The organism is Streptomyces cadmiisoli, from assembly GCF_003261055.1.
GTDB lineage: Bacteria > Actinomycetota > Actinomycetes > Streptomycetales > Streptomycetaceae > Streptomyces > Streptomyces cadmiisoli.
Genome location: NZ_CP030073.1, coordinates 1,446,138 through 1,458,516 on the forward strand (window position 1 = coordinate 1,446,138; position 12,379 = coordinate 1,458,516).

11 protein-coding genes are annotated in these 12,379 nt (G+C 72.3%); 7 read left to right on the forward strand and 4 right to left on the reverse strand.

Annotated elements, in window-relative coordinates; all coding sequences use genetic code 11:
* Positions 1-71: 71 nt before the first annotated feature.
* Positions 72-1,373 carry a S1 family peptidase gene (locus DN051_RS05965; protein ID WP_112438163.1) on the reverse strand — a complete coding sequence of 434 codons (1,302 nt, stop codon included), beginning with the start codon at positions 1,371-1,373 and terminating at the stop codon, positions 72-74.
* Positions 1,374-1,560: 187 nt separating this feature from the next.
* Here DN051_RS05965 and DN051_RS05970 point away from each other — a divergent pair, with 187 nt between their 5' ends.
* The 5 genes from DN051_RS05970 (at position 1,561) to DN051_RS05990 (ending at position 8,589) form a co-directional block, all read left to right on the forward strand.
* The gene (locus DN051_RS05970; protein WP_053757068.1) at positions 1,561-1,974 is read left to right on the forward strand and encodes a PaaI family thioesterase; all 414 of its coding nucleotides are present in this window, start codon (positions 1,561-1,563) and stop codon (positions 1,972-1,974) included.
* 457 nt (positions 1,975-2,431) lie between these two features.
* Positions 2,432-2,647, forward strand: coding sequence for a hypothetical protein (locus DN051_RS05975; RefSeq protein WP_053757069.1), 216 nt, complete (start codon positions 2,432-2,434; stop codon positions 2,645-2,647).
* Between the two features lie 92 nt (positions 2,648-2,739).
* A complete protein-coding gene (locus DN051_RS05980) occupies positions 2,740-3,546 on the forward strand; it encodes an HlyD family efflux transporter periplasmic adaptor subunit (protein ID WP_053757070.1) in 807 nt (268 codons plus the stop codon).
* Positions 3,543-5,762 (forward strand): NHLP family bacteriocin export ABC transporter peptidase/permease/ATPase subunit, encoded by a 2,220-nt coding sequence (locus tag DN051_RS05985; protein ID WP_053757071.1) that lies wholly within the window; start codon positions 3,543-3,545, stop codon positions 5,760-5,762. Before DN051_RS05980 ends, DN051_RS05985 begins: the two co-directional genes overlap by 4 nt.
* 1 nt (position 5,763) lies before the next feature.
* On the forward strand, positions 5,764-8,589 hold the full coding sequence (locus DN051_RS05990; RefSeq protein ID WP_112438164.1) for an NHLP bacteriocin export ABC transporter permease/ATPase subunit: 2,826 nt from the start codon (positions 5,764-5,766) through the stop codon (positions 8,587-8,589).
* Positions 8,590-8,655: 66 nt separating this feature from the next.
* On the opposite strand, the gene DN051_RS05995 is transcribed toward DN051_RS05990, so the two are convergent.
* Both DN051_RS05995 and DN051_RS06000 read right to left on the reverse strand, forming a co-directional pair.
* Positions 8,656-9,183, reverse strand: coding sequence for an SRPBCC family protein (locus tag DN051_RS05995; RefSeq protein ID WP_053757073.1), 528 nt, complete (start codon positions 9,181-9,183; stop codon positions 8,656-8,658).
* 6 nt (positions 9,184-9,189) lie between these two features.
* Entirely contained in the window at positions 9,190-9,534 is a 345-nt protein-coding gene (locus DN051_RS06000) for an ArsR/SmtB family transcription factor (RefSeq protein WP_053757074.1), read from the reverse strand.
* A gap of 170 nt (positions 9,535-9,704) precedes the next feature.
* On the opposite strand from DN051_RS06000, the gene DN051_RS06005 reads away from it, so the two are divergent.
* Positions 9,705-10,712 (forward strand): Ppx/GppA family phosphatase, encoded by a 1,008-nt coding sequence (locus tag DN051_RS06005; RefSeq protein ID WP_053757075.1) that lies wholly within the window; start codon positions 9,705-9,707, stop codon positions 10,710-10,712.
* A 196-nt stretch (positions 10,713-10,908) separates the two neighbouring features.
* Here the strand turns inward: DN051_RS06005 and DN051_RS06010 are convergent, their stop codons facing one another.
* On the reverse strand, positions 10,909-11,343 hold the full coding sequence (locus DN051_RS06010) for a subtilase-type protease inhibitor (protein ID WP_053757076.1): 435 nt from the start codon (positions 11,341-11,343) through the stop codon (positions 10,909-10,911).
* Between the two features lie 321 nt (positions 11,344-11,664).
* On the opposite strand from DN051_RS06010, the gene DN051_RS06015 reads away from it, so the two are divergent.
* Positions 11,665-12,219, forward strand: a complete 555-nt coding sequence (locus DN051_RS06015; protein ID WP_112438165.1) for a hypothetical protein — start codon at positions 11,665-11,667, stop codon at positions 12,217-12,219.
* The last annotated feature ends 160 nt before the right edge of the window (positions 12,220-12,379 follow it).

Below are 12,379 nucleotides of genomic sequence, written 5' to 3' on the forward strand. Positions count from 1 at the left end.
CGCGCGCGCCGGGCGGTCCGGCCCCTCCGCCGAAGGGCCGGACCGCCTCGTGGGGCGAGCGCGCCGGCTCGTCAGTGGGTCTCGGTCAGGCCGGAGCCGTCGTCCGCTCCGGCGCCCGACTGGTAGCCGGCACCCGCGTCCTCACCGGCACCCGCGCCCTCACCGCCGACTTCCTCGCCCGCACCGGCACCCTCACCACCGGCCTCCTCGCCTGCACCGGCACCCTCGCCGCCGGCCTCCTCGCCACCGGCCGCGTCGCCCGCGCCCAGCGTCGCGCCGACCGCCTCCAGCGCCGTCGTGACCGGCTGGAAGAACGTCTCGCCGCCCACGGTGCAGTCGCCGCTGCCGCCCGAGGTCAGGCCGAGCGCGAGCCCGTCCTGGGTGAACATCGAGCCGCCGCTGTCGCCCGGTTCGGCGCAGACGTCGGTCTGGATCAGCCCGGTGACGGTGCCCTCCGGGTAGTTGACGGTGGCGTCGAGACCGGTGACCGTGCCGTCGGCCAGGCCCGTGGTGCTGCCCATCCGGAACACCCCCTGGCCGACCGTCGCCTCGGCGGCCTGGACGATCTGCACGACCTGCCCGCCGCCCACGTCGACGTCGCTCGGCGCCTCGGTCGCCGGGTCGTCGTACTTCACCAGTGCGAAGTCGCCCTCGCCCGGGAACACGGCCTGGTCGACGGTGGCGATCGGAGCCCCGTTCTGGGCGTCCGACCACTCGGCGACCGCGACCCCGCAGTGGCCGGCGGTCAGGAAGGCCGGACTGCCGTCCCCCGCGGTGACGTTGAAGCCGAGCGAGCAGCGCGAGCCGCCGCCGAATATCGCGTCGCCGCCCGAGGCGAAGGTCTTGAAGGTGCCGGCCGACTTCTGGATGGTCGCCATGCCCGAGCCGAGGCGCCGCACCGTCGACTCCAGCGTGTCCCACCGCTCGCCGGTGACCGTGCTGTCGGCGGTCACCCGGATCTTGTTGGTCCTGGGGTCGACGGCCCAGGCGGTGCCCGGGATGGTCGCCTGCGTCTTCAGGGTCCGCGCGGCGGACTCCAGTTCGGCCGTGCTGTTGTCGACCTGGCGCACCTCGGCGCCGGCCCTCTTGGCCTGCACGACGAGCTGGTTGTCGTCTCCGACCACGTTGACGACGAGCTGCTGGTCGTCCCGGTCGTAGTAGGAGCCGGCGAAGGCGTCGCCGAGCAGTCCGGCGAGCCGGCCGGCGAGGTCCGAGGCGTCGCCCGCCTTCAGGGTCCTCGGGGCGGCGGTGGTGCCCTCGGCGCCGTCCTGGGACGCGTTGGCGTTCGGCAGCAGGATCGCCGCCGCTCCGAGCGCCGCCGCACCGCCCACCGCGATCGCGGCCTTGCGCTTCGGAATTCGCTTGTGACTCAAGCTTCTCGACCTCCTGAAGGACGGGGTCTGTGCCGCCGTCTCGGCGGCTGTTGGGGGGCGCCTGGATGGCCACAGGTACGCACGGGGTGCGCGGGACGTTCAATTCCGGTTCGCGACGGCCCGAAGTGCCGCGGTGAATCGGCCATGACCCGCGCGCGGACCGCGGGCGCCGGGAAGAATCCCCCGTATGACGATGACCTCGGCCGAAGCCGACAAGATCCTCACCGCCAACTTCGCCCCCTGGGTCCTGGAACTCGGGCTGTCCGTCGAGGAGTTGGGGGACGCGCGGGCCGTCCTGCGGCTGCCCTGGTCGCAGCGGCTGGCCCGGGAGGGCGGCGCGCTGTCCGGGCAGGCCCTGATGGCCGCGGCCGACACCACGACGGTGATCGCCGTCTCGGTGGCGCGGGGCGCCTTCGTACCGATGACGACGGTTCAGCAGTCGACGACCTTCCAGCGCGCCGTGACGGATTCGGATGTCCTGATCGAGGCGGTACTCACCAAGCTGGGCCGCCGGATGGCGTTCGCCGACATCTCCATGACCGCCGAGCGGACGGGGGAACTCGCGGCGCACGCGAGCACCGTCTACGCCCTACTGGGCTGACACGGTCCGTGGCCGATCAGCGACGGTCCGTTTCGGACAGCGTGCGGAATCCTTGCTTCAGGGAATCTGCACATCCAATACTCAACGAAGTCACGGGGAGCGGCGTATCTGCACAACCGCGCGCCCCCCGGCGCGTCTTTGGGACCGGAGTGCCGGATTCACTGTCCGGGCCGCAAGGGGCGCGGACGAGCCGATGCCGTGACGCATGTGAAGAACATGCCGACAAGGCGTGCGCGCGCCTGCACGGATCGCGGCCCGTGGGGCTCAAGTGACCTGGTGGGGCGCTTGATTGATTGGATGCCCGCGGTCGCCGCGTGCTTTGATCCATCGCACCGCGGGGGCCGCGGAGGGCACTCCGGCCAGGGGCGCCCGGCGCCGCCCGCGGTCGCGGCCGTCCATCTGTCCCCAGAGGGGCCGCTCCCCCTTGTGAGATATCCATACGAAGGGAAGTTCCATCATGAACTCCACCCCCCAGGTTGAGACCGTCGAGATCTCCGACGCCGAGCTGGACAACGTTTCCGGCGGTCTGTCCGTGAACGCCCTCGGCACCGTCACCGGCCTGGTGGACGGCATCGCCCCGGTTTCCGGCCTGGTCGACACCGCCGTCGGCACCGTCGAGGGTGCCACCGGTCTGAACACCGCCCCGGTCACGGCCCTGGTCGCCGGTCTCTGATCGCATCGCAGTGCCGCTGAGTCCCGGAGTCGCACCCAGGCTCCGGGACTCTTCGGATGTCGTCACGCAGTCCACCCGGTGAGGGAAAACACGTGCAGTTCCGCCAGCAGGCCCTCGCCAGGCTCCAGTCGCCGGAGGAGCTCGACCTCCCGGTGCGCCTCGCCCGCCCGCAGGGCTGGCTGGTGCTGTCCGTGACGGTGGTCGTGATGGCCGCCGCGTCCGTATGGGCCGTGACCGGCTCGGTGTCCTCCACCGTGAGCGCGCCGGCCATCCTCACGCACGGCGAGGGCAGTTACCTGCTGCAGAGCCCGGTCGCCGGTCAGGTCACCGCGATCCTCGCCGAGGAGGGCGAGCGGCTGCCCGCCGACTCCCCCGTGCTGAAGGTCCGCACCGCCGACGGCGAGACGGAGGTCCGCACCATCGCCGCGGGCCGGCTCAGCGCGCTGGCCGCGTCCATCGGCCAGATCATCTCCACCGGAGCGAACGTCGCCGCCGTGGAGAAGGTCGCCGACCCGGACGACCCGCTGTACGCCACGGTGTACGTGCCCGCGGAGAACGCCGCCACGATCCCCGCGGACGCCGCCGTGGACCTCACCGTGCAGACGGTCCCCACCCAGGAGTACGGCGTCCTGCGCGGCCGGGTGAAGTCGGTGGACCGCTCACCGCAGTCCGCGCAGCAGATCGCCGCGTTCCTCGGGGACAGCCAGCTGGGCGAGCAGTTCACCGAGGACGGCCGCCCGGTGGCGGTGCTGGTGCGGCTCGACAGGTCGTCCCGCACGAAAAGCGGCTACCGGTGGTCGTCCGCGGACGGACCGCCGTACGCCCTCACGTCCATGACCACGGCCACCGGCTCGATCCGCCTGGCCGATCAGCGTCCCGTCGATTGGCTGCTGCCGTGAGCACCGCACAGGAGACCCGGGGCAGACGCCGCGCCGCCCCGCCCAGGCGTCAGATCCCCAAGAGCCGCGGCAGGGCCGTGCGCACCCCCACCGTGCTCCAGATGGAGGCCGTCGAGTGCGGCGCCGCCTCCCTGGCGATGGTGCTCGGCCACTACGGCAAGCACGTCCCGCTGGAGGAACTGCGCATCGCCTGCGGCGTCTCCCGCGACGGCTCGCGCGCCAGCAACCTGCTCAAGGCGGCCCGCAGCTACGGCCTCACCGCCAAGGGCATGCAGATGGACCTGGCCGCCCTCGCCGAGGTGTCGGCGCCGGCCGTGCTGTTCTGGGAGTTCAACCACTACGTCGTCTACGACGGCGTGGGCCGTCGCTTCGGCCGCCGGGGCGTGTTCGTCAACGACCCCGCCAAGGGCCGCCGTTTCGTGCCCTTCGAGGACTTCGACGGCAGCTTCACCGGTGTCGTGCTGACCATGGAGCCCGGCGACGACTTCACCCGGGGAGGCCGCCGGCCCGGTGTCTGGCGCGCCATGCCGGCCCGGCTGCGCGGCACCGCCGGGACGATGCCCGCCGCGGTCCTGGCGAGCCTGCTGCTCGTGGTGGTCGGGGCGGCGGTGCCGGCGCTCAGCCGGACCTACATCGACATGTTCCTGATCGGCGGGCAGACCTCCCTGCTGGACGTGCTGTTCGCGTCGATGGGCACCTGTGTGCTGCTCACCCTGGTGCTGACCTGGCTGCAACAGGCCAATCTGCACCACGGCCGGATCATCTCCTCGACCCTGTCCAGCGCCCGCTTCCTTCGGCATCTGCTGCGGCTGCCGGTCACCTTCTTCTCCCAGCGCAGCCCCGCCGACCTGGTGCAGCGCCTCCAGTCGAACGACGCGGTGGCCGAGACGCTGGCCCGCGACCTCGCCGCGGCCGGCGTCGACGCGGTGGTCGTGGTGCTCTACGCCGTGCTCCTGTACACCTACGACCCGCAACTGACGTTCGTCGGTGTCGGCGTGGCCCTGCTGAACATCGTCGCCATGCGGGTCGTCATCCGGTTGCGCGCGACGCGTACGGCCAAGCTGCGCGCCGACAACGCCCGGCTGACCAACACGGCCTACACCGGCCTCCAGCTGATCGAGACGATGAAGGCCACCGGCGGCGAGGACGGCTACTTCCGCAAGTGGGCCGGCCAGCACGCCACCACGCTGGAGGAGCAGCAGGCGCTCGGGGTGCCGAGCGCCTGGCTGGGAGTGGTCGCCCCGACCCTGGCGACGCTGAACAGCGCGCTGATCCTGTGGATCGGCGGCATGCGGGCGATCGAGGGCCATATCTCGGTCGGGCTGCTGGTGGCCTTCCAGGCGCTGGTGACCCGCTTCACCGCTCCGCTGACCCGGCTCAACGGCGTGGCGGGCCGCATCCAGGACTTCGCGGCCGACGTGGCCCGGCTGAAGGACGTGGAGAACTTCCGCACCGACCCCCTGTACGACCGGCCCGGCGGCGACTCCACGCGCCGGCTGCACGGCCACGTCGAGCTGGAGAACATCACCTTCGGCTACAGCCCGCTCGACAAGCCCCTGCTGTCCGGTTTCGACCTGACCGTGGGACCGGGCCGCCAGGTGGCGCTGGTGGGCGGTTCGGGCAGCGGCAAGTCGACCGTCTCCCGGCTGATCTCGGGCCTGTACACGCCGTGGGAGGGCGTGATCCGGATCGACGGGCAGCGTCTGGAGGACATCCCGCGCGGGGCGCTGGCCGCCTCCGTCTCCTTCGTCGACCAGGACGTGTTCCTGTTCGAGGGTTCGGTGCGCGACAACGTGGCGCTGTGGGACCCGTCGGTCCCGGACGAGGCGGTGGTCCAGGCGCTGCGCGACGCGGCCCTGTACGACGTGGTGATGCGCCGGCCCGGCGGCATCCGCAGCAGGGTCGAGCAGGACGGCCGCAACTTCTCCGGCGGTCAGCGCCAGCGGCTGGAGATCGCGCGGGCCCTGGTCCGCCGCCCCAGCATCCTCGTCCTCGACGAGGTGACCAGCGCGCTCGACGCCGAGACCGAACTGGTGGTCATGGACAACCTGCGCCGCCGCGGCTGCGCGTGTGTGGTGATCGCGCACCGGCTGAGCACCGTGCGGGACAGCGACGAGATCGTCGTGCTCCAGCACGGCACGATCGTGGAGCGCGGCCGGCACGACGAACTGGTGGCACGGGGCGGGGCGTACGCGGCCCTGGTCAGGGAGCGATGAGATGACGTCCGTTCCGTCCGCCGCGGGCGACGACTACGTCCTCGGCGCGCTCGGCTCCCTCGGTACCCGGGTCGACTGCGCCGGACTGGGCCGCCTGGACCTGGAGGGCCCGCAGGTGCTGTGGCTGGTCGCGGGCGGCGCGCTGGACCTGTTCGCCGTGGACGCCGCCGAGCAGGGCCACTGGCACCACCTCGGCCGTCTGGAGGCCGGCTCGCTGCTGCTCGGCCCGGTCGCCGGACCGCAGCACACCCTCGTCGCACGCCCCGTGCGGGACTGCGTAGTGCACCGCATCGGCCTGCGCGAGCTGTACCAGCCCGCGGTGACCCAGACCTGGTCGTACGACGAGTACGGCAACCCGCAGTACGTACCGCCGACGTCGAGTCCGCTGGAGTACGCCCTCGCCCTCGGCGTCGGCCGCGGTCTGTCCGTCCTCTTCCAGGCTCCGACGGCCGGCGAACGCGCCGTGGAGATGAGCGACGACGACGTCTTCTGGATGCAGGTGCCGCCCGGCAGCGTGCAGTACGGCTCCCTGTACGGCGCGGAGGCGGCGGCCGACCTGCTGATGGACCCGGCGGTCTGGCAGAGCATGGTCGACCAGCAGTACCGGCTGCTGACCACGCTGGACCGCTGGATCGAGCAGTTGGAGCGCACCCACGAGACCCGGACGGCCGCCGGTATCAAGGCCGGTGAGCAGGTGCGGGCGCAGGCGGACCGGACACTGCTCGCGTCGATCGGCAGGTCCTCGGCGAAGCGCACCACGGCCGCCGACGCGGACGCCACCCACGCCGCCTGCAGACTCGTCGCGAGCGCGGCCGGCATCGTCCTCGCCGATCCCGGGCACGGCGGCACCGAGAGCGACCGTCTGGACCCCGTCGAACGCATCGCCCTCGCCTCGCGCGTGCGCGCCCGGGCGGTCCGCCTGGACGGCGCGTGGTGGCGCGACAACGTCGGTCCGCTGGTCGGCCACCGGGCCCTGTCGGGTGCGCCGGTGGCGCTGCTGTGGCGGCGCGGCGGCTATGTGGCGGTGCATCCGGCGACCGGGCGCGAGACCCCGATCGAGAAGGCCAACGCCGCGGAGTTCGAGCCGCGCGCGGTGATGTTCTACCGTCCGCTGCCGGAACGCCCCCTCGGTCCGCTCGGCCTGCTGCGCTTCTGTCTGCGGGGCACCCGCGGCGACATGACCGGCCTGCTGCTCAGCGGTCTGGTGACGGTGGCGATCGGCGCGCTGGTGCCGATCGCCACGGGCAAGGTGCTCGGCGAGTTCGTGCCCGAGGCGCGGGCGGGGCTCATCACGCAGGTGTGTCTGGCGGTGATGGTCGCCGGTGTCGTCGCGGCGGCCTTCATGCTGCTCCAGAACATGACGATCCTGCGCCTGGAGGGCCGGATCGAGGCCACCCTCCAACCGGCCGTGTGGGACCGGCTGCTGCGGCTGCCGACGAAGTTCTTCACCGGGCGTTCCACCGGTGAGCTGGCCAGTGCCGCCATGGGCATCAGCGCCATCCGCCGGCTGCTCGCGGGCGTCGGGCCGACCGTCGCGCAGTCGGTCACCGTCGGCGCGATGAACCTCGGGCTGCTGCTCTGGTACAGCGTCCCGATGGCGCTGGCCGCGTTCGGCATGCTGGTCGTCATCGCCGGGGTCTTCCTGGGCCTCGGGCTGTGGCAGGTGCGGTGGCAGCGACGGCTGACGGTGCTCACCAACAAGCTGAACAACCAGGCGTTCCAGACCCTGCGCGGTCTGCCCAAGCTGCGCGTGGCGGCAGCCGAGAACTACGCCTACGCCGCCTGGGCGGGCGAGTTCGCGCGCAGCCGTGAGCTCCAGCAGCGGCTCGGCCGCGTCAAGAACCTGACCACCGTGCTCGGCGCCGTCTACCTGCCGCTGTGCTCCCTGCTGATGTTCATGCTGCTCGCCGGGCCGGCGCGGGGCTCGATGTCGGCGGCGGAGTTCCTGGCCTTCAACACCTCGGTGACCATGCTGCTCACCTCGGTCACCCAGATCACCGGCGCGTTCGTTTCGCTGGTGGCCGCGCTGCCGCTGTACGAGGAGATCAAGCCGGTGCTGCGGGCCGCACCGGAGGTGCGCAACGCCAGCACCCGGCCGGGAACGCTGACCGGGGCCCTGGAGGCACGCCGGCTGTCGTTCCGCTACTCCGACGACGGACCGCTCGTCCTGGACGATGTGTCGTTCGAGGTGCGGCCCGGCGAGTTCGTGGCGGTGGTCGGGCCGAGCGGCTGCGGCAAGTCGACGCTGCTGCGCCTGCTCATCGGCTTCGACAAGCCGGTCTCCGGCAGCGTCCTGTACGACGGTCAGGACCTGGCGGCGCTCGACCAGTCGGCCGTCCGGCGCCAGTGCGGGGTGGTGCTCCAGCACGCGCAGCCGTTCACCGGTTCGATCCTGGACGTCATCTGCGGCACCGAGCCGTACACGCCGGAGGAGGCGATGGCGGCGGCCGAGATGGCGGGGCTGGCGGAGGACATCCAGCGGATGCCGATGGGGCTGCACACGATCGTCGCGGGCAACGGGGCGGTCTCCGGTGGCCAGCGGCAACGGCTGATGATCGCCCAGGCGCTGATCCGCCGGCCGCGCATCCTCTTCTTCGACGAGGCGACCAGCGCCCTCGACAACGAGACCCAGCGCAAGGTCATCGAGAGCACCAAGGCCCTCAACGCCACCCGCGTCGTCATCGCCCACCGGCTGTCGACGGTGCTCGACGCGGACCGTGTCGTCGTGATGGAGGACGGCAAGGTCGCCCAGCAGGGGCCGCCGGCCCAGCTGCTGGCGGACACGGGCGGCCGTCTGCACGAGCTGGTGCGGCGCCAGTTGGCCTGACGGGCCGTACGGGTGGTCCCCCGCCGCCGGTGGCCAGCCGGGACCGCCCGGACACCCCCCGGTCCGTCAGGGCCGGCCCGGAATCGGGGCACCCGACGGCACGCCCGCGTCGATGTAGCCCTGGTAGTAGCCCTTCCAGGGCGCGGTGGCCCCCGCGTGGGGTCCCTCGAAGCGCTCGCCGCGCGCTTTGGCGTCGAGGGCGGACAGGCACACCTCCCAGCCGGCGCCGTTGCGGGCTGCGGTGTTCTCCTCACCGAGCACGTTGGTGAGGGTGAAACGGGTGTGGCGCTCGTCGACCGGTTCCAGGTCGAAGCGCAGTTCGTCGCCCGCCCAGTCGAAGGACAGGTGCCGGGGCGGGTCGACGGCGATGACCCGGCCGGTGGTGTCCGCGAGGCCCGGGTCGCCGCTGAACGTGACCGTGCCGCCGGGACGGAGGTCGATCTCGGCGCGGGCGGGGAACCACTCGGCCAGTTCGTCGGGATCGGTGACGAAGTGCCAGACCCGGTCGATCGGATGGGCGTAGGTGCGGCTGAAGCGGACGGCGGGGCGGCCGTCGTCCAGGGTCAGGTAGGTGCCGGTGAGGTCGGCGGGCATGGTGGATCAGTCCTTCGGCGGGGGTGGGGAGTGGCTGTCGTCCGCGGTCTCGTCCAGGCGGCGTCCCAGTGCGTCGAGGCTCCGGTTCCAGAGTCCGCGATAGGGGTCCAGCCAGGCGTCGAGTTCGGCGATGGGCCCCGGGTCGAGGGCGTAGACGCGGCGTTGCGCGTCCTGCCGGACCCGTACGAGACCGGCTTCACGCAGCACCTTGAGGTGCTTGGACGTGCTCGGCTGGCTCAGACCGCAGGCCTGGACGATCTCCCCGACGGGCCGCGGCCGCTCCAGGAGCAGCGCGACGATGGCCCGTCGGTGCGGGTCGGCCAGGGCGGTCCAGAGCGAGACATCGGACATGGCTCCCATATTCCATGACGGTTATATTCCTGTCAAAGAATACAAGGGCCGCGCGAGCCTCGATCCGGGGTGCGGAAGGGCGGCGGCCGCTCCCGTCGCATTGGAGCACAGGGAGCGCATCGGCGGCGGAGCCCGTTGCCCGGGACCGTAAACCGGGTACGCGCCCACCCATGCGAATCAGCGTGTTGGATGTCGGATCACGTACGGTCCGACTGGTCGTTGCGGACGCGGAGGGCGGGGTGCCGCTGCCGGTCCGTACCGCCAAGTGGCGTCTGCGACTGTCCGAGCAGGTCAAGCCGGGGGACCCGGTCCCGCAGGAGTCGGTGCGGCAGCTGGCCGAGGCGGTCGCCGACGCGGCCCGCACCGCGGCCGGTTGGGGGGCGGCGGGCCCGCTGGCCTTCGCGACCGCCGTGGTGCGCAGCGCCCCGAACCGACTGGAGGTGCTGCGGACCGTCCGGGCGCGGACCGGAGTGCACCTGTGCACCCTGCCGGGAGAGATGGAGGCCGAACTGACATTCCTCGGAGCACGGCGCTGGATGGGCTGGCGGTCGGGCCCGCTGGCCGTGCTGGACATCGGCGGCGGCTCGTTCGAAGTGGCCTTCGGCCGGGGCCGGCTGCCGGACTTCGCGGCCTCGCTCCCGCTCGGCGCGGGGCGGCTGACCCACGAGTTCCTCAGGGGCGAGGACCCGCCGTCGCCCGAGCAGATGCGGGCACTGCGGCGCGCCGTCCGCCATCAACTGCGCGACGTCGCGGCGCGGATCCGCTGGGAGGGCCCGCGCACCGCGGTGGCCACCTCCCGTACGTTCCAGCAGCTCGGGCGGCTGTGCGGAGCCGCGCCCGGCCGGCACGGCCCGTTCGTGGACCGCCGGTTGCACCGCGCCGACCTGCGGGCGGCGGTGACGCGACTGGCGTCCCTGTCCGCCGCGGAGCGGGCGCTGCTGCCGGGCATCTCCGCGCCGCGCGCGGAGCAGAGTCTGGCCGGCGCGGTGATCGGACACACGGCCATGAAGCTGATCGGGCTGCGGTCGGTCACCGTCTGCCCGTGGGCGATCCGGGAGGGCATCCTGCTGCGGCACATGGAGGACGGCGCAGCCTGGTGGGCCGAGGTCTGCCGACTCGACGAGGAGCCGCTGCCGCCGGACCCGGTGCCGCTGTGCGTCGCGGCCGCCGCCTTCTGAGCCCTTCCGCTTCCGGCACTTCGGCCGACGCGCTCCCCCGGGGAGACTCCTCGGGGAGCGATCCCCGAGGCCGGCGGGCGGCCCCACTCCGCCCGCCGACCCCTGGGGCGAGACCGCAGGGGATCCCGCGACGACGGCCCGCCACTCCCCAGCTGCGGGCCGTTCCACTTCACGGGGGCCACGCGATCCCGGTCTCTCAGAACGCGAAGACGCTCGTCCCGTACGAGTTCTTCACGCACTCGTTGCTGAAGGTGCGCTCATAGTCGACGTACTCGCCCTGCCAGACGCCGCTCACCCGGACGACCACGGGGTCGTACTGGCGGGTGCACCACACACCGGTCCTGCTCTCGATGGCCTCCAGGTTCCCGTTCGCGCCCCGCAGTTCGAGGCAGGCTCCGACGGCGTCCGGGTGCGTGCCGGACGGCGTCGGGGCGCAGCTCAAGGTCACGGCGCGCTCGGGGGTGACGCCGGCGGCGCTCTCCCCGTGGCCGATGGTGAACACCAGCGCCGACGGGGCGTACAGCGAGGCCGGGGTGGTCGCGGGGGCAGCTTGCGCGGTTCCGATCAGAGGTCCGCAGACGGCGGTGGCCGTCAGTCCGAGAGTCGCTGCCCAACGCGCGGGGTTCCGCATTGTGTGCATCCTTCCGTGCGAGTGATGAGATGCCGGACCGGCTCGGTCGGTGCCGGATCGGCGAGCGCGAGTCTGCCGAGTCCGCCGCCGAAACTCACCTCCACCCCACACGTTTCAGTAACCTTGCGTGTTCAATCAGTGGCGTGAAGTCACGGAATTCGAACGTTCCAACGGCCGATCCGCGCGGTTCGTGATCGTCCGGACTGCCGTATGGCCGGTTTACCCAGGCTGTTTAATCGGCCTGAAACATTCCGGATCAGCGTTCCGGCGACTCCTCGCCGTCCCCTTGCGTTCATGAAGCATCGGAGTAACGGTGATTACATGATTACGTCGGAGCGGCAACAGGAACTGCGCGGCTGGTTCGCCGGCCGACTGCCGGACGACCTCTTCGAGGAGGTGACCGAGGTGACGGTCGACCGCGAGGAGATCACCGTGATCGGCCGTATCGGCGCACCCCGGCTCGCCGAGGACGCCCCGGCCGCCGAACGGGACGCGGCCCTGCGCTCCCGGATCGAGGAGTTCCGGGAACGCACCCGGGAGGAGCGGATCGCCGCGGCCCGCGACGCCGAGCACCGGTTCGGCCGCAAGGTGTCGTGGGGCGTGGAGTGCGGCGGGCGGCGCGCGCTGTTCACCCACGTCGCCGCCCCCGTCATGACCCGGCTGCGGCAGCCCGAGCGCCAGGTGCTCGACACCCTCATCGCGGGCGGCGTCGCCCGCAGCCGCAGCGACGCCCTGGCCTGGTGCGTGCGCCTGGTCCAGCGGCACACCGACGACTGGCTCACCGAACTGCGGGACTCCCTCGAACACGTCCAGCGCGTACGGGCGCAGGGCCCCGACGCCGACACGCGGGAGGACACCGCGGCACCCGACGCGTGACCGTCCCCCGGTGGCCGGATCCGCCGTTGCGCACGACGTGGGAGACGTGCCCGCCCGACGGCGAGGAACCGACGGGCACCGCGCGGGAGTTGCCCGGGAGAGAGCGCCGAGAACCGGTCCGGACGGCAGCGGAACCCCGGCCGTCGTTCTCCCGACAGGA

Bases quoted from the DNA above. Each gene is read 5' to 3' on its own strand.
- DN051_RS06005 (WP_053757075.1), top strand. From the start codon at position 9,705: ATGCGAATCAGCGTGTTGGATGTCGGATCACGTACGGTCCGACTGGTC.
- DN051_RS05975 (WP_053757069.1), top strand. From the start codon at position 2,432: ATGAACTCCACCCCCCAGGTTGAGACCGTCGAGATCTCCGACGCCGAG.
- DN051_RS06015 (WP_112438165.1), top strand. From the start codon at position 11,665: ATGATTACGTCGGAGCGGCAACAGGAACTGCGCGGCTGGTTCGCCGGC.
- DN051_RS05995 (WP_053757073.1), bottom strand. From the start codon at position 9,183: ATGCCCGCCGACCTCACCGGCACCTACCTGACCCTGGACGACGGCCGC.
- DN051_RS06000 (WP_053757074.1), bottom strand. From the start codon at position 9,534: ATGTCCGATGTCTCGCTCTGGACCGCCCTGGCCGACCCGCACCGACGG.
- DN051_RS05990 (WP_112438164.1), top strand. From the start codon at position 5,764: ATGACGTCCGTTCCGTCCGCCGCGGGCGACGACTACGTCCTCGGCGCG.
- DN051_RS06010 (WP_053757076.1), bottom strand. From the start codon at position 11,343: ATGCGGAACCCCGCGCGTTGGGCAGCGACTCTCGGACTGACGGCCACC.
- DN051_RS05970 (WP_053757068.1), top strand. From the start codon at position 1,561: ATGACGATGACCTCGGCCGAAGCCGACAAGATCCTCACCGCCAACTTC.